Below are 20,143 nucleotides of genomic sequence, written 5' to 3' on the forward strand. Positions count from 1 at the left end.
ATTCCTATAATATTAGTAGGAAAACGGAGGCGTCTTATGATTTATTTAGACTATGCAGCTAATACACCAATAGAAAAAGAAGTCCTTGACACTTATTATCAAGCAACAATGCACTATTTTGCTAATCCTAATGCAAATCATTCTTTAGGGTTACAAGCAAAAGATATTATTGATCAAATAACAAAGAAAATTGCTGAACAACTACATGTTTTACCTGAAGAAATTATTTATACATCAGGGGCCAGTGAAGCAAATAATCTTGCTATCAAAGGGGTTTTAGAAAGGTATAAACATCGTGGAAAACATATTTTAATATCTCCATTAGAACATAATTCAATTTTATCAAGTCTTACAAAAATGCAAGAACTTGGTTTTGTTGTTGAAATGCTTCCATTAAAGAAAAATGGACAAGTTGATGTAGCTCAAATAAAGTCATTGCTTAAAGAAGATACCATTCTTGTAAGTGTTTGTAGTGTTGATAGTGAATTGGGGATTAGACAACCAATTGAAGAAATTGGAAAAGTTTTAAAAGATTATAAATATTGTTTCTTTCATAGTGATGCTTCTCAAGCTATTGGGAAAGTAGCAATTGATTATCAAAATGTCGATTTAGTAACCGTGGCACCACATAAGTTTTATGGAATGTTAGGTACTGGAATTTTAATTAAAAAGAAAAATGTGGGGTTAAAAACACAAATTGATGGAGGAAAATCAACAACTGTTTTTAGAAGTGGAACTCCTGAATTAGCGCATATTGTTTCTATTGAAAAAGCTTTAGAAATCGCATTTTCAAAACAACAAGAAAGAATAGAATATGTTAAGAAATTAAATTATAAAATTGTTGATGAACTCAAAGAATATCCACAGGTATTATTGAATCATACAGAATGTTCTTTACCTCATGTAATCAATATTTCTTTAAAAGGAATTAAAGCCACAAAGTTTGCAGAACTTTTAGATCATCAAGGAGTTTATGTTTCGACGAAAACATCATGTTGTCCGGCAGAAACACCTTCTAAAATGATTTATGCACTCTTTCATGATCGTGGACGTGCTTTATCTTCTTTTAGAATAAGTCTTTCTCATTTAACAACAGAAAAAGAAATTGATGAATTTTTAGCTATTTTTTCTCAATGTTATAAGGAGTGTTTTGGAAATGGAAAAATATAGAGAAATAGAAAGAAGTATCATAAAAACTTATCGTAAAGAAATTTGGTCTAAATTTATTAAAGCTATTAAAAACTATCAACTTATTCAAGAAAATGATAAAATCATGGTTTGTATCAGTGGGGGTAAAGATTCTTTTTTGATGGCTAAATGTATTCAAGAATTACAAAGACATGGACGTGTTCCTTTTGAAGCATATTATGTTGTCATGGATCCGGGATATAACAGTTATAATCGAGATTTTATTGAAGATAATGCGGATTTATTGAATGTACCTATTGAAATCTTTGAAAGTGATATTTTCGATGTGGTTTCAACAGTTGATAAAAGTCCATGTTACTTATGTGCGAAGATGAGAAGAGGGTATCTTTATAGTAAGGCTCAAGAATTAGGATGCAATAAAATCGCTTTAGGGCACCACTTTGATGATGTAATTGAAACGACGCTACTTTCTATGTTTTATGGTTCAGAAATCAAAACAATGATGCCTAAATTACATAGTGAAAACTTTGAAGGATTAGAGCTTATTCGACCATTATATTTAGTGAAAGAAGAAAGTATTATTTCTTGGCGTAAACATAATGATTTAACATTTATTAATTGTGCCTGTCGTTTTATTGAAGGATGTTCTTTAATTAATGATGGAACAAGTAAGAGAAAAGAAATGAAAGAATTAATTAAAACAATGAAACAAGTAAACTCAAATGTTGATCAAAATATTTTCAAAGCTTTAGATAATGTTAATTTAGATTGTATTTTAGGAACAAAAAAGGATAAAGTTTATCAGAATTTTTTAGAAGAATATGAAAAATAAAGAAATTATAAAGAAAGCATTTAAGCAATCAATTCCTATTATGTGTAGTTATTTGTTTGTTTCAATAGCTTATGGCATAATGATGAATGAAGCGGGATTTGCTTGGTATGTCGCATTACTTGTAAGCTTTTTGATTTATACAGGAGCTTTTCAGTTTCTTTTAATTACTTTACTAAGTGTTGGTGCTTCTTTGCTTACAATTGGTGTTACGGCTCTTTTGATGAATAGTCGACAACTTTTTTATAGTTTATCTTTTATAGATATTTTTAATAAAATGAAACAAAAGTGGTATATGATTTTTACCATGACTGATGAAACCTATGCGGTTAACTGTAATTTAGAAAAACAAAATAAAGAAGAAGTTATGTTTTATGTCGCATTTTTTTCAAGAAGTTATTGGCTTATTGGAACTGTTTTAGGAGCTGTACTTGGCAATTTGATTCCTTTTGATTTAACAGGAATTGATTTTTGTATGACAGCATTGTTTATTATTATTTTTATGGATCAATTAGAAAAAAATAAAGATCATTTTCCAGCTATTGTAGGGGTAATTACTGCTATTATTTGTTTGGTTGTGTTTGGCACTCAAAACTTTATGTTACCGTCATTGATTATTTCTTCGATGGTTTTACTTGTAAAACAAGGAGGAACAGGATATGAATAAATATATTTTAGGAGCTATCGTTCTTTCGGCGATGATTACCTTTTTATTAAGAGCTTTACCTTTTCTCTTATTTAAAGAAAAGGAATTGCCTGAGTGGTTAAAAAAAATAGAAAAAAAATTACCAATGACTATTATGGCAGTTCTTATTGTTTATTGTCTAAAGGATTTAAGAACACAAATGACAACACTCTTTTTCCCTTGTTTTTTAGCATGTTTAACTGTTGTGTTTACTTATAAATGGAAGAAAAATACTTTTTTAAGTATTATTTTATCAACTGTTGTTTATATGATTTTTATACGTCTATAGTTTGTTAAAAATATCACAAGCTATAGATTTTTTATTTTAACAGTGCTATAATTACATTAACGCTTAAAAATTGTATTTAAGGAGGAAATATAAATGGGATTTTTGACAGGTAAAACAGCAATTATTACAGGAGCAGGACGTGCTGTCTTAGAAGATGGAAGCTGTGGTTCTATTGGTTATGGAATTGCAACTGCTTATGCTAAAGAAGGAGCTAATCTTGTTATTACAGGACGTAATGTTAAAAAATTAGAAGCTGCTAAAGAGGAATTAGAAAGATTATATGGTATCAAAGTTTTAATAGTTCAAGCAGATGTCAATGCTGGTGCTGATAATGAAGCCGTTGTTAACAACGTTGTTAAACAAGCTATGGACACTTATGGAAGAATCGATGTTTTAATCAACAATGCTCAAGCATCTGCATCAGGGGTAACATTGGCGGATCATACAACAGAACAATTTGATCTAGCAATGTATTCAGGCCTTTATGCTGCTTTCTATTATATGAAAGCATGCTATCCATATTTAAAAGAAACAAAAGGATCGGTTGTCAACTTTGCTTCAGGTGCAGGGTTATTTGGAAACTATGGACAATGTTCCTATGCTGCAGCAAAAGAAGGAATCCGTGGATTAACACGTGTAGCTGCTAATGAATGGGCAAAAGATGGAATCAATGTTAATGTGGTATGTCCTTTAGCTTGGACAGCACAATTAGAACAATTTGAAAAAGCATATCCAGAAGCTTTCAAAGCAAATGTTAAAACACCACCAATGGGACATTTTGGAAATAACGAATTAGAAATTGGGCGTGTCTGTGTACAACTTGCAAATCCTGATTTCAAATATATGACAGGAGAAACACTTACATTAGAAGGTGGACTTGGTTTAAGACCTTAATAATCAATCACTCTTAGGAGTGATTTTTTTTATGTATTCTTTTATAATGAGTATATAGGAAAGAAGGGATATTTATGAAGTATGCATTGATCAATGGAAAGGTTTTAAATGGTCACAAAGATATGGAAGTGGAGACAGGTAAAACCATTTTTATTGAAAATGAAAAAATTGTCGCTATTGAACCTTATCGTAATTTAGATAAATCTTATCAAATTATTGATTTACAAGGAAAATATATTTTACCAGGATTAATCAATATGCATGTTCATCTTGCCGGAAATGGAAAACCACAAAAGAAACAAAAGGATAATGAAAAGACAGTTAAAATGTTGTTGTCTAATCCATTATCACAAAGAATTACGTACAAAGTAGTTTCTAATTTTGCAAAAATTGAATTAATGAGTGGAGTTACAACGATACGTACAGTTGGTGGTATTGCGCATTATGATTCAAAATTAAGAGATGAAATTTTAAAAGGAAAAGTTATTGGTCCAAGAATTGTTGCCAGTAATGAAGGAATCTCGGTTTCTCATGGACATATGGCAGGCTCTGTCGCAATTGCTGCCCATAATAATGAAGAAGCCTTAGCTTTAGTAGATAAAGCGAAAAGTCAAAATGTTGATCTCATTAAACTTATGATTACAGGTGGAGTTTTAGACGCGAAAGAAAAGGGTGTTCCCGGTGAACTAAAAATGCCTCCTGAAATGGTAAAAGCTGTTTGTGATAAGGCACACCAACTTGGTTATAAAGTAGCAGCACATGTTGAATCATCTGAAGGAGTACGTGTAGCTTTAGAAAATGGGGTTGATTCGATTGAACATGGGGCTAAATTGGATGATGAAATGATTGCTTTATTTAAAGAAAAGAAAGCCTTTTTATGTACAACGATTTCACCAGCGCTTCCTTTTGCTTTATTTGATCCAAGTATTTCTAATGCTTCAGAAATAGAAAAATATAATGGTGAATTGGTTTTCAATGGTATTATTGATTGTGCAAAGCAAGCGTTAGAAAATGATATACCCGTTGTTTTAGGAAATGATGTAGGATGTCCATGGGTCAGTCAATATGATTTTTGGCGAGAACTTTATTATTTCCATAAATATATTGGCGTATCTAATTGTTTTGCTTTATATACAGCAACTTCACTTGCTTCTAAATATGTCGGTCTTGAAGATGTTACAGGAACAATTGATATTGGTAAAGAAGCGGATATGATTGTTGTAAGTGAAAATCCTTTAGATGATTTAAAAGCCTTAAGACATGTAGAAAAAGTCTTTACACGAGGTAAATTGATTGATCATCCAAAGGTAAAAATCAATAAAATTGTAGAGACAGAATTAGATAAGTATTTGTAAGGAGTTAACTATGAACAAAAAATTTTTCTTTTTTGACATTGATGGAACATTAGCGGTAGGAACACCAGGAAGACAATATATTCCTAAATCCACAAAAAAAGCAATTCGCGTGTTAAAAGAACAAGGACACTTTGTAGCTATTGCCACAGGAAGAAGTTATGCAATGGCAGTCGATCACATGAGAGACCTTGGCTTTGAAAATATGGTCAGTGATGGTGGAAATGGAATTACCATCAACAATGAACTTATTACAATTAAACCATTAGATTATCAAAAATGTTTAGACTTAATAGATGAATGTAAAGAAAAAGGATTTATTTGGGCTATTTCACCAGATAATAAAACAAGAAGATTAGCTCCGGATCAACGCTTTTATGATTTTACACACGATGTTTATATGAATACCGAAGTTGTAGATGGATTAGATCCTAGAAATTTGATCAAATCTTTAAAGTTTATGTGGCATGTTTTGCGCCAGAGGAACAAAAATTAGAAACGTTAAAAGAATTACCTTGGTGTCGTTTCCACAAAGAATATTTATTTGTAGAACCTGGTGATAAATCGGTAGGTATTAAAATGATGGTTGATCATTTTAAGGGTAATTATAAAGATGTTGTTGTTTTTGGTGATGAAAAAAATGATTTAAGTATGTTTAGAGACGAATGGACAAGTATCGCTATGGGAAATGCAATTGATGAATTAAAAGAAAAAGCAACTTATGTGACGACACCATGTGACCAAGATGGTATTTACAATGCATGTGTTCATTTTGGTTGGATTCAAGAATAATTTCATTTTTTCTAAAAAAGTTGAAAAACTTCAAGACTTTGTCACGCATTTATTTATGTCACTTTTGAAAAGTTAGAAAAAGATATTTAATTTAAATAGAAACTTTGATATGTGGGTGAATAATAAGACTTTTCATACTGTTGGTTATAAATATCATAAACAATATCTTCAATATCCTGCAACTTTTTGTAATGTATCAAAATCTTATGATAAAGGAAATTGCGTAGCAAGATATCATTTTTTACAATGTCCTAGTGCTGAGTTTACGAAGAAATATAAGCTCATGCATATACTTCCACTTTAGGGAATTAATCAACTTTATTGAATCTTGTTGTGCGATGGTTGGTTTATTTGGTGATGATCTTAATGATTATATGGCAAAATGTGGTGCTAAATAACAATCCCAAAATAACGATTTTATCGATGGAAATAATGTTTGACATTGGCATAAATATATAGTATGATGACAAAGCAGTAAATAAATAGCAGCACATAGAGGATTAAAAAATGCGTTAATATCAAATGATTGCAAAGTACCTGGCTGCAATGGGAAATGCTTAATATTAACACTTATTAATTGATCTATGCAATGTTATTGCTTTATGCAAATAAAACAATACGGAGGAAAATTTATGGCACGTTATACAGGACCACAATGGAAAATCTCTCGTCGTTTAGGATTCTCAATCTTAGAAAACGGGAAAGAATTAAACAGAAGAGCTTATGCTCCAGGTCAACATGGACAAAAAAGAAAAAAACAAACTGAATATGGATTACAATTAGCAGAAAAACAAAAAGTAAGACATATGTATGGAGTTAATGAAAAACAATTCCACAACACATTTAATCAAGCAGGTAAAATGGAAGGTATCCATGGTTATAACTTCTTATGCTTATTAGAAAGAAGATTAGACAATGTTGTTTATAGATTAGGTTTTGCTTCTACAAGAAGACAAGCTAGACAATTAGTAAACCATGGTCATTTCTTAGTAAATGGTGTTAAAACTGATATCCCATCATATAGAGTAAATATTGGTGATGTTATCGAAGTAAGAGAAAAATCATTAAATTTAGCAGTTATTAAAGAAGCTTTAGAAAACAAAGTTGTAACTCCAGCTTTCGTTGAAGTTGATACTAATAAATTAACTGGTAAATTAACTCGTTTACCTGAAAGATCTGAATTAAACTCAGAAATCAATGAATCATTAATCGTTGAATATTACAACAGACTTGGTTAATAAGAAAAACAGCTTTTATAGCTGTTTTTTTTGTATATAAAGGAGAATTTATGAATACAAAGATCATTGTTTATAATAAGGAATACATTCACAATTATGATGCTTTAAAACAATTATGTTTGATGATGAATATTGAGATTATTTTAATAAATAACCAGATGACACAAAATAAAATAAAAGATCTTTTGAATAATAAAATAAAGAAATCAAAAAAGAAAAAATTAGAATATTCAGTTATTATCTTTTCAAATGTTCCTTCTTTACAAATGGATCAAATATTGACGTTGTTAAAAGAAAATACAACACTTTGTTTAAAAGCAATTGTTACAGCAACAAATTATAATTGGACATTTGAAAATATTTATTTACATTTATTAGAAGAATATCAAAAAAATAAATAAATCGTATAGAATAGAGGTAGTAATTTTGGTATAATAGATAAAGAATAATAAGGAGGTTTCTATGAACGAAAGTAGAATTTGTATTGCTCTTGACTTTAAGACAAAAAGCGATGTTGAAAACTTCTTAAAACAATTTGAGGGAGAGAGTCTTTATGTAAAAGTAGGGATGGAATTGTTTTATGGAGAAGGTATTGAAATCATTAAAATGATTAAAGAAATGGGACATAAAATCTTTTTAGATTTAAAACTTCATGATATTCCAAATACTGTAAAAAGTGCCATGAGACAACTTGCTAAGTTAGATGTTGATATGGTCAATGTCCATGCTTCAGGCGGTATTGAAATGATGAAAGCTGCTATTGAAGGATTAGAAGAAGGTAAAACAACTGGTAAAAGACCATTATGTATTGCAGTAACATGTTTAACATCTTTAGATCAAGATGTTTTAGATAATCAATTACTTATTCATGAGCCATTAGAAAATGTTGTATTAAAATGGGCTGAAAACGCAAAAACTGCAGGATTAGATGGAGTTGTATGTTCTCCATTAGAATCAAAAATCATTCATGATCATTTAGGAATGGAATTTTTAACTGTTACACCAGGAATCCGTCTTGCAAGTGATAATGTCAATGACCAAAAGCGTGTAACAACACCAGCAATGGCAAAGGAACTTACTTCAAGTTATATTGTTGTTGGTAGAACAATTACAGGAAGTCAAGATCCTATGGCTACTTATAAAAAAGTATATCAAGATTTTCAAGGAGAATAGAAATGAAAAAAATTATTGCTAAAGATTTATTAGATATTAAAGCTGTCTTTTTAAGACCAAATGAACCATTTACTTGGGCAAGTGGTATTAAATCACCAATTTATTGTGATAACCGTTTAACATTATCTTATCCAAAAGTAAGAAAAGATGTTGAACAAGGACTTGCACAACTTGTAAAAGATAATTTCCCAGATGCAGAATGTTTAATGGGAACTGCTACTGCAGGAATTGCTCATGCAGCCCTAGCAGCTGATATTTTAGATTTACCAATGGGTTATGTCCGTGGTGGAGCTAAATCTCATGGACGTAATAATCGTATTGAAGGTGTTGTTAAAGAAGGAATGAAAGTTGTTGTTGTTGAAGATTTAATTTCAACAGGAGGTTCTTCTTTAGAGTGTGTTGAAGCTTTAAGAGAAGCAGGATGTGAAGTTTTAGGATTAGTTGCAATATTTACATATGGTTTAGATAAAGCAATTGTTAATTTTGAAAATGCACATTGCCCATTTGTAACTTTATCAAACTATGATACATTAATTGAAGTAGCAAAAGAACATGATTATATCAAACATGAAGATATGGAAAAATTAAAAGCTTGGAAAGTTGATCCAAGTGATGAATCATGGATGAATAAATAAGAAATCAAGGGGAATGATGGTAAAATAAGCCATTGTTCCTTTTTTTTGTTTTTATTTGCAAAAAATAGTGGTATGATGTAAAAGGAATTATAGGTTTACTTTTTGGAGGTAATTATGTTTAAAAGTATTCGATATGTATTAAAAGAAAACTTTATAAATTTATATCGTATATATTGTATTTCAAAATATGAACTGCTTTCGGATATACGTGATTCAAGATTAGGTGTTTTTTGGAATTTTGCCAATCCAGCAATTCAAATTATGACATATTATTTTGTATTTGGTTTAATCATGAATAGAAAGGCAGTAGGGAAAATTCCTTTTATTCAATGGATGTTATGTGGGATGGTCGTTTGGTTTTTTATTAGTCCATGTATTACTAATGGTGCCAATGCAATTTACGCAAAACGAAATGTCATTACAAAAATGAAATTCCCAGTTTCGGTTTTGCCGGCAACTGTTGTTGGCAAAGAATTATTTAATCATTTTTGTTTGATGGCCATTCTTGTTGCTTTTTTACTTACACAAGGAATTATGCCATCACTTTATTGGTTTGAACTCATTTATTATTTGTTTGCGGCGATTTGTCTTACAATATCGCTTGCAATGATTACATCTGTTTTAAATATGCTTGCTCGTGATACAAGAAAGCTTATTTTAGCGTGTATGCGTCTTTTACTTTATTTAACACCGATCTTGTGGCCTATTTCACGTTTACATAAATATGGGTGGCAAATGACAGTAAGATATATTATGAAAGCTAATCCAATTTATTATATTGTTTGTGGTTATAGAGATTGTTTCTTATATCATCATGGAATCTTATTTTATTGGAAACAAATGCTTTTCTTTTGGGTGTTTGTTATTGTGGTTTTTACAATTGGTAGTATGATGATGTATAAATTTAAACATAAATTTATTGATATGATTTAGGTGGTAATAATGGAAGATTATGCAATTAAATTTGAACATGTTTCAAAAATATATAAATTAAAAAAGAAAAATGATGGAAAATCAAAAAGTTCTGTCACACAAAGATTCTATGCTTTAAATGATATTACATTTACAATTCCTAAAGGGGAAGTTGTAGGAATCTTAGGAACAAATGGTTCTGGTAAATCAACACTTTCTCTTATTTTAGCAGGTATTTCACAAATTGATGAAGGAACAATGGATATCAATGGAGAACAAGCCTTAATTGCCATTAATACAGGACTTGATATGCAACTTACTGGACTTGAAAATATCAATGTTAAAGGGGCTTTATTAGGTCTTTCAAGAAAAAGAATTCAAGAAATAACAGAAGGAGTTATTGAATTTGCGGAAATTGGTGATTTCTTATATCAACCAGTTAAGAAATATTCAAGTGGGATGAAATCAAGACTCGGTTTTTCAATTTCTCTTTATTTAAATCCTGATATCATTATTGTCGATGAAGCTTTATCTGTTGGAGATAAGGGATTTGCTCAAAAATGTTTGGATAAGATGAATGAACTTAAAGATCAAGGAAAAACAATTATTTTCATTTCGCACTCTTTACCACAAGTAAGAGGTTTCTGTCAAAAGGCAATGTGGATTGAAGGTGGACGTTTAAAAGAATACGGCGATGTTGAAGAAGTTTGTGATGAATATGCTGAATATGTTGATTTTTATAATAGTTTAAAGAAAAAAGAAAAGAAAAAATTAAATGACGAAAAATTCGCAAGTCGTATAGTTCAAAATCCAAAAGTTAGTTTTTGGGAAAAAATGCTTGATAAGTTAAAACGATAGGAGATAAACAATGAAAAAGGTAATTACATATGGAACATTTGATTTGTTTCATGTAGGTCATTTAAATATTTTAAAAAGAGCAAAAGCTCTAGGCGATTATTTAATTGTTGCGGTAAGTAGTGATGCTTTTAATGCACAAAAAGGGAAAAAAGCATATCATAGTGATCAAGATCGTATGGAAATTTTAAAAGCAATCAAATATGTCGATGAAGTTATTTTAGAAGAATCATGGGATCAAAAAATTAAAGATGTTCAAGAACATGACGTGGATATTTTTGTTATGGGTGATGATTGGAAAGGTCAATTTGATTTCTTAAAAGATTATTGTGAAGTGGTTTATTTACCTCGTACAGAAGGAATTTCAACAACAAAAATTAAAGAGGATTTAAAAGATAAGCTATAGGAGGGTATTATGAAAGTTAGTATCATTGTGCCATATGAAGGATATTATAATTATTTACAAGACTGTTTAGAAAGTATTCAGGATCAAAAAAATGTTGAACTTGAAACATTGCTTGTAGGAAATCAAGAAACTGATGATTTTAAAAAGCTTGTAGAAATGTATAAAGATACAATTTCTCTACAAGTCATCAATTGTCCTATTGAAGAAGGCGTTGCTAAAAAAAGAAATCTAGGTTTAGATAAAGCAACAGGGGATTATATTTATTTTTTAGATAGTGATGATTATATCATGCCAAATACGCTTTCATCCTTACTAGAAAAAGCCTTGAAAGAAGATTTGGATTTAACAGTTGGTAAAAGATGGGTTACATGGTTTAAAAAACAAGTTTTTGAAACCATGGGTCCTGAAAAAAATGAAGAATTAAATTTAAAAGATAAAGATGATGACCGAAATCACAAGTTTTTAGAAAAAGATTATACGGATATTGAAAATCCTAATGAACAAAGAAGAATTGATTTATTGATTCGTGCTAAAAAAGGAATTCGTAATATTACAGTATTAAATATTTTAATTAAAAGAAATGTTATTGAAGAGCATCATTTACGCTTTAACGAAGATTTTATCTATTACAGTGATTTACCTTTTGTTGAAGGTTTAGTGATGTATGGAAATAAGATTGCTTTTGATGAAGAAACACTTTACGCTAAAAGAAAACACAACGATCCAATCAATACTCCAGCTTTATCGCAAATTAAAGATGAAACAAAATTTGATGAATTTATTAATGTTTATAAATATGCTATTTCTTTAGTCGATAAAGAAAGTAGAATACGTTATTATTTAGATTCAAAAATGATTAAATATTATAGTAATTATTTTGCTAAAAAAATAAGACGTTCTAAAAATGATTTTTGGCGTGATGAAAGATTTAACCAAATGGCTTTATTAATGAAAGATGTACGTGATGATTTATTAAAAAATATGTCACGTTATCAACAAAAACTGGTGAAACTTTCAAGAAATCATGACTTGTCTGGAACACAAAAAGTGATTGCTAAACATCTTGCTAAGTCAAAACTTAAAAAGATGTTAAAAAATAAAAATGAAGTTAATAAATATCTTTACAGACATAGATATCTTGAAGAACCAATTGAAGAAAATTGGGTTATGTTTGAAACATTTATGGGAAAAAGCTATGCGGATTCACCAAAATATATTTATGAATATCTTGCTAAAAATTATCCTGGTAAATATAAATTTATTTGGGTATTAAATGATCCTAAAGAAAAGCTTCCTTATGAAGGAATTATTGTTAAAAGATTTACTAAAAAGTATGCTTATTACTTAGCTAAATCAAAGTATTTCGTTTTCAATATTCGTCAACCTTTATGGTTTAGGAAACGAGAAGGACAAGTCTTCTTAGAAACATGGCATGGAACACCGCTTAAACGTCTTGCTTTTGACCAAGAAGAAGTAACAGCCGCTTCACCAACTTATAAAGCTCAATTCTATCGACAAAAACAAGAATGGGATTATTTAATTGCAGCAAATAAGTTTTCAAGTGATATTTTTAAAAGTTGTTTTATGTATACAAATGGAACAATGCTTGAAATAGGGTATCCAAGAAATGACTTGTTGTATGCACCAAATAAAGATGAAATTGCATTAGAATTGAAAAAGAAATTACACATTCCTTTAGATAAAAAAACAATTCTTTATGCGCCAACATGGCGAGATGATGAATATTATGGTAAAGGGAAATATAAATTTAAATTAAAATTAGACTTAGAAATGATGAAAAAAGAGCTTGGTAACGAGTACGTGATCTTGCTTAGAACACATCATTATATTGCAGATTCATTAGATGTTACAGGTGTTGAAGATTTTGCTATCAATTTATCTAAATATGACGATATTACAGAAATTTATTTAATTTCAGATATTTGTATTACAGATTATTCAAGTGTTTTCTTTGACTTTGCAAACTTAAAACGTCCAATGCTTTTCTATACATATGATATAGATAAATATCGTGATGTTTTAAGAGGGTTCTATATTGATATGGAAAAAGAGCTTCCTGGACCACTAGTTTATTCAACAAAAGAAGTCATTGAACAAATTAAAAACATTGATGAAATGACACAAAAATATGCACAAAGATATGAAGAATTCTATCAAAGATTCTGTTCGATTGATGATGGTCAAGCATCAAAAAGAGCATGCGAAGCAGTTTTTAAATAAGGGGAATTTCCCCTTATTTTTATAAGGAGGTACTATGCTTAGATTCATAAAAAATATTTTAGGAAAGATGATTAAATTTATTTATCGTCTAACGTATAAAATCATACCAACACATAAAAAAACAGTTTTATTTATTGCTTTTCATGGAAGGGGGTATACAGATAATCCAAGAGCCATCTATGAATATATGATTCAACAAGATGAATTTAAAGATTATCGTTTTATCTGGGCAATTAAACATCATAAAAAGAAGAATATTTCCATTGAAAAAGGAAAAATCATAGAATATTTTTCTATTCCTTACTTCTTTTATTTAGCAAGAAGTCAATACTGGATTGTTAATTGTAAATTACCAATGTATGTTTTAAAAAAAGAAAATCAAATTTATTTACAAACTTGGCATGGAACACCTTTAAAGAAACTTGCTTTTGATATTGAAGTTCCAGAAGGAACAACTTTTTATCGAAGTGGGATGAATGAAGAAATGATGCATGAAACATACGCACAAGATGTAAAAAAATATAATTATATGATTTCACCAAGTGCCTTTACAACTGAAGTTTTTCAAAGTGCTTTCCGCATTAACAGAGAGCGTCTTATCGAAACAGGTTATCCACGTAATGATTTTCTAACAAATTATACAAAAGAAGATGTTTTGAAAATTAAAAATAAATATCATATTCCTTTAGATAAAAAAGTATTATTATATGCGCCAACATGGCGAGATAACTCTTATGTAACAAAAGGATATACTTTCAAGTTGGAAGTTGATTTTGGAAAATGGCAAGAAGCATTAGGTGATGAATATGTTGTCGTTTTTAAACCTCATTATTTAATTGTCAATGATTTTGATATAGATCAATACCAAGGGTTTGTCTACTTTATAGAAGCAAATGAAGATATCTCTAATTTATATATTATCTCTGATGCTTTAGTAACAGACTACTCAAGTGTTTTCTTTGATTATGCGATTTTAAAAAGGCCTATTTATTTCTATATGTATGACTTAGTTCATTATCGCGATGAACTTAGAGGTTTTTATTTAGATATTTATCATGATTTACCAGGTGATATTATTGAAGATGAAAATCAATTATTAGTAGAAATAAAAAAAGGTTACGATTTTAAACGTTTAGAAACTTTTAATGAAAAATTTAATAATCATGAAGATGGAAAGGCAACAAAGAGAGTTGTTGATTGTGTGTTTAAGTAGGTGATCAAATGAAATTACAAAAATTGATTTTAAATATTATTCTTGGATTTTTAAATATTTTTGTGAAAATGCTTATAATTAAAGAAAATCAAGTTGCATTTATCTCTTTAGAGTCACGTTATTTAGATTCAGATATGAAGCTTATTTATAATGAACTTGAAAAAAAGAAAGAAGTTGTTTTAAAAAAAGTTGTGATTGAATATGATCAACAAGGAATAAAACAAAACTTTTTATATATGTTAAATTGTATAAAACAATTATTTATTATTAATACCTCACATGTCGTTATTATTCGTGATAATAATTATGTAGTTTCAAACTTTAAAAGAAAAGGGGTTAAAGTTATTCAAGTTTGGCATGCGTGTGGGGCTATTAAGAAATTTGGGAATGCTTTACCGAGAAAGTACCCAATTAAAAATTACGATTATATTATTGCTAATAGTCCTTATTGGAAAAAGCCTTACAGTGAAGCTTTTGCAGTTAAGGAAGAAAGTGTTGTTATTACAGGAATGCCTCGGGTTGATTGTTTGTTTGATCAAAATTATTTGAATCAAGCAAAAGAAAAATTATTAAAAAAATATCCTCAATTAGTTGGAAAAAAAATCATTCTTTATGCACCAACTTTTAGAGGAAATATTTACAAAGGATTTTCAATGCTTCCTTTTGATGGAATAAAACTCATTGAATCCTTTGATGAAAATACGTATTTACTTTATAAAATGCATCCTTTATTAAAAGAAATCAATTTACCGCAACATCCACGTATTTTGGATGTTTGTAAGGAAGATACGCATGAACTCTTTGCTTTATCTGATTCATTGATTTCGGATTACTCATCAATTGTATTTGATTATTCTTTATTAAATAAACCACTTTATTTCTATACGCCAGATTTAAATGAATATTTAAATAATGTGGGATGTTATGTTGATAAAGGAGAATTACCTGTAGATGTATCTTTAACAATGGATGAACTTATTAAAACAATGCAAGTACCTTATAAAGGAAAGCTTGATGTATTCAAAAATAAATTCTTTACTTATCAAGATGGAAAGAATACAAACCGTGTAGTTGATCTTATTTTAGAAATACTTAAAAAACCTCTATATTAGAGGCTTTTTAAGTATTCAGTAACATCATTTAAATCTTTTAAGATTTTAAATGTTTTCTCTTCATATTGTTTTTCTGGATATTTCATATCTGGGATACAAATAACTTTAATGCCGGCATCATAGCTTGCTTGAATACCAGCTTCACTATCTTCTAAGACAATAGCCTCATCAACATTGACACCAAGTTTTTGACAAGATTTTAAGAAAACTTCAGGATTTGGTTTTCCTTTTGTAACTTCATCTCCACAAATAGAATCATCAAAATAATCTGTAATTTGTGCTTGAGATAAGATTGTATCAACACGATCTCTATTACTTGATGTTGCTACAATTGTTTTATAATTGTTTTCTTTTAAATATTCAAGTAGTGATTTAAGACCTGTTTTGATAGGAACTCCTTCTGTTTCAAAACGTTTTGCCATTAAAGCATGAACATCTTTAATCACATCTTCAATTGGAAAATCATTGCCATAAACATCGTAAAATCTTTGGTAAATTCCTTTTAGTGGTTTTCCTAAAAGAGTTTTATAAAATTCTTCATCCATGGTGAGATTCATACCTTTTAAGATTTCTTGATAACATTCAAAAGTAACACGTTCGCTATCAATCATTAAACCATCCATATCAAATATTATTGCTTTTATCATCTATTAACACTCCTTTTTTACTTTTCAAGTATAGCACAAAATAAAATGACAAAAAAGAAAATATCATATTTTGAAAAACGAAACGTAAAATAATTTAGGAGGTTATTTTATGATTAATAGGGGAGATATATATTATGCTGATCTTTCTCCTGTTGTAGGAAGTGAACAAGGAGGAATAAGACCTGTTCTTGTTTTACAAAATAATAAAGGAAATCGCTTTTCAACAACTGTTATTATTGCACCAATTTCGTCAAAACTCACCAAAAATCCTATTCCCACGCATGTCATTATTCGTTGTGATTCTTTAGAAAAGAAATCTGTTATTTTACTTGAACAAATAAGGACGATTGACAAAGTTCGATTTCAAGAAAAATTAGGCAGTTTGAATGATTATTTTATGAAAAAAGTCAATGACGCTATAAAAACGAGTTTAGACTTAAAATAGTTTTCTTTAATCCTATTATTTGGTATAATTCCTAATAAGGATGGTGAGAAAAATGAATATTTATGACATTAAAAGAAAAGCAAATGAATTGCTTGTAAATCATGATAAATTATTTAAAGTTCTTTTATATATTGGAATTATTCAGGCAATCTTTTCAGCAGTGTCTACACTTTTTGATGGAGTAGTTGGGGGAATAGTTTCTTTAATTATTACTATTTTGACGCTTACATTAAGCCATGGGGCAATTGTAGCGTCCTTAAAAACAGTCAATAACATGGAAGAGAGTATTGATGAAAAAGAAGATGCGCTTGTAGGTTTAAAAAAAATTGGACATTTATTTCCAACATATTTTTTATATGATTTTATTATAGGAATCATCTGTTTTGTTGTTGGAATTATTGGCTTTTTAATTATTATGTCTGTTTCTTCTGTTTCAATTGAACAATTTTTACAATTGTTTACAATTACTATAAATGGGATTACAGTTTCACAAGCACAAATAGTTAATACGGCAGATGCATTTTCAAATGTTTTTTCAATTTTAATGCTTGTTATTTGTTTAATTATTTTTATTTCAGTCTATTTTTCATTAAGATTTGGTTTATTTAACTATATTTTACAAAAATATGATATGACAGGAATGGCTGCTTTAAAAGAATCAAGTCGTTTAATGAAAGGAAATAAATGGACATTATTTAAATTAGAATTGTCTTTTTTAGGTTGGATGATTTTATCAGCAATCATTGCAGGTGTTTTTACTATGTTAGTAGAAATAATAATTCCTATATCTTTTTTAGCATCACTTATTGAATCAATCCTTACAGTATTTGTATCGGTTTATTTATATGAAATGAAATTAAATGTGTGTGTTGCTGTTTTCTATGAAGAATTAGATTATGAAGACAAGTACGGAAACATGCAAGCACAAGATGAAGGGATGTAACAATGACAAATCGTCTTGCGGGAAGAATTAATGGAAAACAAAAGGCTATTGGTTTTATTCTTTTGTTTCCAATGTATTTATTTATTGTACCTCGCTTTGTTAATTTTGTTATTTATTTGTTGTTGAAATATACATCAATTACACATGATTTAATAACGTTAGGTATTTATTTAAATCTTGTATGTTCTTTAATAAGTTTTGCTTTTGCAGTTGTCTTATTAAAAGATTTTTTAATTGAAAATATAAAAAAATTTAAAGAAGAACTTTCTACAAATATTTTATATTCAGCAACCATAGGCATTGGAATGATTTATGTAGTTTCTATTATTTCAAATACAATTATTAATTTGATTTTAGGGGGATCATCGAATGATTCTGCTAATCAACTCTTATTTGAATCTTATTTAAATAAAGATTTGATCTTTATGTTTATTCAATCAGTTATATTGGCCCCAGTTTTAGAAGAACTTTTATTTAGAGGGTTAATTTTTAGAAGTTTACGTTCTATTAATAGAAATCTGGCTTTCTTTGCAAGTGCCTTCCTCTTTGGCTTTTTACACATTTATTCTGCTTTATTTGCAGGAGATTTAACACAACTGGTTTATCTACTTTCTTATGGAGGAATGGGATTTGTATTTACTTATACTTATGAAAAAAGAAAAACAATTTGTGTACCAATGCTTATTCATATGATCAATAATTTAGTTGCTGTACTTGTTTTAGTCCTAGCTTAAGCTGGGACTTTTTCGTTTTTTGAAAATAAGAAGTATTTGTTTGAGGAGGTGATTATAATAATATTAGATACAAGGAGGTATTATAAATGGGATTTAAAGAAGGATTTTTTTGGGGAGGAGCAACAGCTGCAAACCAATATGAAGGTGGATGGAATGAAGGTGGACGTGGTCCAGCCTTAACAGACTTTACAACAGGTGGAAGTGTTAAAGAGCCAAGAAAAGTAACTTGGATCGATAAAGATGGAAATGCACATGCAACACCACAAGTTCATTTTGATGATGCTTTACCAGAAGGTGGAGATCATTATGCTTGTTTAGATGGATACTTATATCCAAATCATGAAGGTACTGATTTCTATCATCATTATAAAGAAGATATTAAATTATTTGCGGATATGGGATTCAAGATGTTTAGAATGTCTATTTCTTGGTCAAGAATCTATCCTCGTGGAGATGAAGAAACACCTAATCAAGAAGGTATTGAATTTTATAGAGATGTTTTCAAAGAATTAAGAAAATATAATATTGAACCATTAGTTACAATCCATCACTTTGATACACCAATTTATTTAGTAGAAAAATATGGAGATTGGCAAAATCGTAAATACATTGATTTCTTTGTAAAATACTGTAAAACAGTCTTTACTGAATACAAAGGACTTGTTAAATATTGGCTAACATTTAATGAAATCAATAATACTTTAAATGTTATTAATATGTTTGGTGATGGGACAACTGATGAAGATTACAAAAAACGTTTAACACATTTACATTATCAATTTGTGGCAAGTGCAAAAGCCGTTAAATTAGGGCATGAAATTGATTCTGAAAATAAAATTGGATGTATGCTTGCAGGAGCAATCACATATCCACATACATGTGATCCAAAAGATATATTATTAAATCAACAAACAATGGAAGAAAACTTCTGGTATTGTGGAGATGTCCAATGCTTTGGTGCTTATCCTCCATTTGCAAAAAGAATCTGGAGAGAACGTAATATTACAGATTTAGATATTACAGAAGAAGATTTAAAAGTTTTAAAAGAAGGAACAGTTGATATGTTTACATATAGCTACTATATGACAAACAATGTCACAACACATGAAACAGAAGATACTGTTCAAGGAAACTTTGCAGCAGGTATCCGTAACCCATATTTAACTTATTCTGATTGGGGATGGGCTCTAGATCCTTTAGGATTACAATATTCTCTAGAAATGATTTACGATCGCTATAGAATTCCTTTAATGGTTGTAGAAAATGGATTAGGAGCTTATGATACGGTAAAAGAAGATGGATTAATCCATGATGATTATCGTATCGACTATTATAGACCACACATTAAAGCAATGTCAGCTGCATGTGATAATGGCGTTGATTTAATTGCTTATACAACTTGGGGATGTATTGATTTAGTTTCTGCAGGAACTGGAGAAATGAGAAAACGTTATGGATTCATTTATGTAGATAAACATGATGATGGCACAGGAGATTTATCAAGAAGACCAAAAGATTCATTCTATTGGTATAAAAAAGTCATCGAAAGTAACGGAATGAACTTAGATTAATATTAAAAGAAGATATGTCATTGATATA

The 20,143-nt window shown here is 29.3% G+C and carries 23 protein-coding genes; 22 read left to right on the forward strand and 1 reads right to left on the reverse strand.

Translation table 11 applies throughout. The features are described 5' to 3' along the window. The first annotated feature begins 36 nt into the window (after positions 1 to 36). The 18 genes from C7U55_RS04860 (at position 37) to C7U55_RS04945 (ending at position 15,775) form a co-directional block, all read left to right on the forward strand. Positions 37 to 1,170, forward strand: coding sequence for a cysteine desulfurase family protein (locus tag C7U55_RS04860; protein WP_106987591.1), 1,134 nt, complete (start codon positions 37 to 39; stop codon positions 1,168 to 1,170). After that, entirely contained in the window at positions 1,157 to 1,981 is an 825-nt protein-coding gene (locus C7U55_RS04865) for a tRNA lysidine(34) synthetase (protein WP_106987592.1), read from the forward strand. The genes C7U55_RS04860 and C7U55_RS04865 overlap by 14 nt, the downstream gene beginning before the upstream one ends. Continuing rightward, a complete protein-coding gene (locus tag C7U55_RS04870; RefSeq protein ID WP_106987593.1) occupies positions 1,971 to 2,645 on the forward strand; it encodes an AzlC family ABC transporter permease in 675 nt (224 codons plus the stop codon). The genes C7U55_RS04865 and C7U55_RS04870 overlap by 11 nt, the downstream gene beginning before the upstream one ends. Further along, positions 2,638 to 2,952: a branched-chain amino acid transporter permease gene (locus tag C7U55_RS04875; protein ID WP_106987594.1), complete on the forward strand. Its 315-nt coding sequence runs from the start codon at positions 2,638 to 2,640 to the stop codon at positions 2,950 to 2,952. Before C7U55_RS04870 ends, C7U55_RS04875 begins: the two co-directional genes overlap by 8 nt. Positions 2,953 to 3,045: 93 nt before the next feature. Beyond that, positions 3,046 to 3,846, forward strand: a complete 801-nt coding sequence (locus C7U55_RS04880) for an SDR family NAD(P)-dependent oxidoreductase (RefSeq protein ID WP_106987595.1) — start codon at positions 3,046 to 3,048, stop codon at positions 3,844 to 3,846. 74 nt (positions 3,847 to 3,920) lie between these two features. Continuing rightward, entirely contained in the window at positions 3,921 to 5,201 is a 1,281-nt protein-coding gene (locus tag C7U55_RS04885) for an amidohydrolase family protein (RefSeq protein WP_106987596.1), read from the forward strand. Between the two features lie 10 nt (positions 5,202 to 5,211). Next, positions 5,212 to 5,694 carry an HAD hydrolase family protein gene (locus C7U55_RS13910; RefSeq protein ID WP_239985163.1) on the forward strand — a complete coding sequence of 161 codons (483 nt, stop codon included), beginning with the start codon at positions 5,212 to 5,214 and terminating at the stop codon, positions 5,692 to 5,694. After that, complete coding sequence (locus C7U55_RS13915; protein WP_239985164.1) at positions 5,661 to 5,990, forward strand: HAD hydrolase family protein; 330 nt, start codon at positions 5,661 to 5,663, stop codon at positions 5,988 to 5,990. Before C7U55_RS13910 ends, C7U55_RS13915 begins: the two co-directional genes overlap by 34 nt. Before the next feature lie 632 nt (positions 5,991 to 6,622). Beyond that, entirely contained in the window at positions 6,623 to 7,228 is a 606-nt protein-coding gene (rpsD, locus tag C7U55_RS04900) for a 30S ribosomal protein S4 (RefSeq protein WP_106987598.1), read from the forward strand. A 50-nt stretch (positions 7,229 to 7,278) separates the two neighbouring features. Further along, positions 7,279 to 7,629 (forward strand): DUF3783 domain-containing protein, encoded by a 351-nt coding sequence (locus C7U55_RS04905; protein WP_106987599.1) that lies wholly within the window; start codon positions 7,279 to 7,281, stop codon positions 7,627 to 7,629. Between the two features lie 61 nt (positions 7,630 to 7,690). Further along, the gene (gene pyrF / locus C7U55_RS04910) at positions 7,691 to 8,401 is read left to right on the forward strand and encodes an orotidine-5'-phosphate decarboxylase (protein ID WP_106987600.1); all 711 of its coding nucleotides are present in this window, start codon (positions 7,691 to 7,693) and stop codon (positions 8,399 to 8,401) included. Positions 8,402 to 8,403: 2 nt separating this feature from the next. After that, positions 8,404 to 9,036, forward strand: a complete 633-nt coding sequence (pyrE, locus tag C7U55_RS04915) for an orotate phosphoribosyltransferase (protein ID WP_106987601.1) — start codon at positions 8,404 to 8,406, stop codon at positions 9,034 to 9,036. 114 nt (positions 9,037 to 9,150) lie between these two features. Further along, entirely contained in the window at positions 9,151 to 9,969 is an 819-nt protein-coding gene (locus tag C7U55_RS04920) for an ABC transporter permease (RefSeq protein ID WP_106987602.1), read from the forward strand. A 9-nt stretch (positions 9,970 to 9,978) separates the two neighbouring features. Beyond that, the gene (locus tag C7U55_RS04925) at positions 9,979 to 10,806 is read left to right on the forward strand and encodes an ABC transporter ATP-binding protein (protein WP_048923098.1); all 828 of its coding nucleotides are present in this window, start codon (positions 9,979 to 9,981) and stop codon (positions 10,804 to 10,806) included. Positions 10,807 to 10,816: 10 nt separating this feature from the next. Then, complete coding sequence (gene tagD, locus C7U55_RS04930; RefSeq protein ID WP_048923097.1) at positions 10,817 to 11,209, forward strand: glycerol-3-phosphate cytidylyltransferase; 393 nt, start codon at positions 10,817 to 10,819, stop codon at positions 11,207 to 11,209. Between the two features lie 9 nt (positions 11,210 to 11,218). Beyond that, positions 11,219 to 13,450 (forward strand): bifunctional glycosyltransferase/CDP-glycerol:glycerophosphate glycerophosphotransferase, encoded by a 2,232-nt coding sequence (locus C7U55_RS04935; RefSeq protein ID WP_106987603.1) that lies wholly within the window; start codon positions 11,219 to 11,221, stop codon positions 13,448 to 13,450. 34 nt (positions 13,451 to 13,484) lie between these two features. After that, positions 13,485 to 14,663 carry a CDP-glycerol glycerophosphotransferase family protein gene (locus C7U55_RS04940; protein WP_106987604.1) on the forward strand — a complete coding sequence of 393 codons (1,179 nt, stop codon included), beginning with the start codon at positions 13,485 to 13,487 and terminating at the stop codon, positions 14,661 to 14,663. Positions 14,664 to 14,671: 8 nt separating this feature from the next. After that, entirely contained in the window at positions 14,672 to 15,775 is a 1,104-nt protein-coding gene (locus tag C7U55_RS04945) for a CDP-glycerol glycerophosphotransferase family protein (RefSeq protein WP_106987605.1), read from the forward strand. On the opposite strand, the gene C7U55_RS04950 is transcribed toward C7U55_RS04945, so the two are convergent. Further along, a complete protein-coding gene (locus tag C7U55_RS04950; RefSeq protein ID WP_106987606.1) occupies positions 15,772 to 16,422 on the reverse strand; it encodes an HAD family hydrolase in 651 nt (216 codons plus the stop codon). The genes C7U55_RS04945 and C7U55_RS04950 overlap by 4 nt on opposite strands. A 109-nt stretch (positions 16,423 to 16,531) precedes the next feature. Between C7U55_RS04950 and C7U55_RS04955 the strand changes: the two genes are divergently transcribed. The 4 genes from C7U55_RS04955 (at position 16,532) to C7U55_RS04970 (ending at position 20,115) form a co-directional block, all read left to right on the forward strand. After that, positions 16,532 to 16,867, forward strand: coding sequence for a type II toxin-antitoxin system PemK/MazF family toxin (locus C7U55_RS04955; RefSeq protein WP_164488713.1), 336 nt, complete (start codon positions 16,532 to 16,534; stop codon positions 16,865 to 16,867). 52 nt (positions 16,868 to 16,919) lie between these two features. Then, entirely contained in the window at positions 16,920 to 17,810 is an 891-nt protein-coding gene (locus C7U55_RS04960; protein ID WP_162297410.1) for a DUF975 family protein, read from the forward strand. Between the two features lie 2 nt (positions 17,811 to 17,812). Continuing rightward, positions 17,813 to 18,544 (forward strand): CPBP family intramembrane glutamic endopeptidase, encoded by a 732-nt coding sequence (locus C7U55_RS04965; protein ID WP_106987608.1) that lies wholly within the window; start codon positions 17,813 to 17,815, stop codon positions 18,542 to 18,544. 86 nt (positions 18,545 to 18,630) lie between these two features. Next, positions 18,631 to 20,115, forward strand: a complete 1,485-nt coding sequence (locus C7U55_RS04970; protein ID WP_106987609.1) for a family 1 glycosylhydrolase — start codon at positions 18,631 to 18,633, stop codon at positions 20,113 to 20,115. Positions 20,116 to 20,143: the final 28 nt, after the last annotated feature.

The organism is Faecalibacillus faecis (assembly GCF_003024675.1).
GTDB lineage: Bacteria > Bacillota_I > Bacilli_A > Erysipelotrichales > Coprobacillaceae > Faecalibacillus > Faecalibacillus faecis.

What these genes read in the sequence shown, in the direction of transcription:
- C7U55_RS04860 (WP_106987591.1), top strand. Translation starts at nt 37, where the DNA reads ATGATTTATTTAGACTATGCAGCTAATACACCAATAGAAAAAGAAGTC.
- C7U55_RS04865 (WP_106987592.1), top strand. Translation starts at nt 1,157, where the DNA reads ATGGAAAAATATAGAGAAATAGAAAGAAGTATCATAAAAACTTATCGT.
- C7U55_RS04870 (WP_106987593.1), top strand. Translation starts at nt 1,971, where the DNA reads ATGAAAAATAAAGAAATTATAAAGAAAGCATTTAAGCAATCAATTCCT.
- C7U55_RS04875 (WP_106987594.1), top strand. Translation starts at nt 2,638, where the DNA reads ATGAATAAATATATTTTAGGAGCTATCGTTCTTTCGGCGATGATTACC.
- C7U55_RS04880 (WP_106987595.1), top strand. Translation starts at nt 3,046, where the DNA reads ATGGGATTTTTGACAGGTAAAACAGCAATTATTACAGGAGCAGGACGT.
- C7U55_RS04885 (WP_106987596.1), top strand. Translation starts at nt 3,921, where the DNA reads ATGAAGTATGCATTGATCAATGGAAAGGTTTTAAATGGTCACAAAGAT.
- C7U55_RS13910 (WP_239985163.1), top strand. Translation starts at nt 5,212, where the DNA reads ATGAACAAAAAATTTTTCTTTTTTGACATTGATGGAACATTAGCGGTA.
- rpsD (WP_106987598.1), top strand. Translation starts at nt 6,623, where the DNA reads ATGGCACGTTATACAGGACCACAATGGAAAATCTCTCGTCGTTTAGGA.
- C7U55_RS04905 (WP_106987599.1), top strand. Translation starts at nt 7,279, where the DNA reads ATGAATACAAAGATCATTGTTTATAATAAGGAATACATTCACAATTAT.
- pyrF (WP_106987600.1), top strand. Translation starts at nt 7,691, where the DNA reads ATGAACGAAAGTAGAATTTGTATTGCTCTTGACTTTAAGACAAAAAGC.
- pyrE (WP_106987601.1), top strand. Translation starts at nt 8,404, where the DNA reads ATGAAAAAAATTATTGCTAAAGATTTATTAGATATTAAAGCTGTCTTT.
- C7U55_RS04920 (WP_106987602.1), top strand. Translation starts at nt 9,151, where the DNA reads ATGTTTAAAAGTATTCGATATGTATTAAAAGAAAACTTTATAAATTTA.
- C7U55_RS04925 (WP_048923098.1), top strand. Translation starts at nt 9,979, where the DNA reads ATGGAAGATTATGCAATTAAATTTGAACATGTTTCAAAAATATATAAA.
- tagD (WP_048923097.1), top strand. Translation starts at nt 10,817, where the DNA reads ATGAAAAAGGTAATTACATATGGAACATTTGATTTGTTTCATGTAGGT.
- C7U55_RS04935 (WP_106987603.1), top strand. Translation starts at nt 11,219, where the DNA reads ATGAAAGTTAGTATCATTGTGCCATATGAAGGATATTATAATTATTTA.
- C7U55_RS04940 (WP_106987604.1), top strand. Translation starts at nt 13,485, where the DNA reads ATGCTTAGATTCATAAAAAATATTTTAGGAAAGATGATTAAATTTATT.
- C7U55_RS04945 (WP_106987605.1), top strand. Translation starts at nt 14,672, where the DNA reads ATGAAATTACAAAAATTGATTTTAAATATTATTCTTGGATTTTTAAAT.
- C7U55_RS04950 (WP_106987606.1), bottom strand. Translation starts at nt 16,422, where the DNA reads ATGATAAAAGCAATAATATTTGATATGGATGGTTTAATGATTGATAGC.
- C7U55_RS04955 (WP_164488713.1), top strand. Translation starts at nt 16,532, where the DNA reads ATGATTAATAGGGGAGATATATATTATGCTGATCTTTCTCCTGTTGTA.
- C7U55_RS04960 (WP_162297410.1), top strand. Translation starts at nt 16,920, where the DNA reads ATGAATATTTATGACATTAAAAGAAAAGCAAATGAATTGCTTGTAAAT.
- C7U55_RS04965 (WP_106987608.1), top strand. Translation starts at nt 17,813, where the DNA reads ATGACAAATCGTCTTGCGGGAAGAATTAATGGAAAACAAAAGGCTATT.
- C7U55_RS04970 (WP_106987609.1), top strand. Translation starts at nt 18,631, where the DNA reads ATGGGATTTAAAGAAGGATTTTTTTGGGGAGGAGCAACAGCTGCAAAC.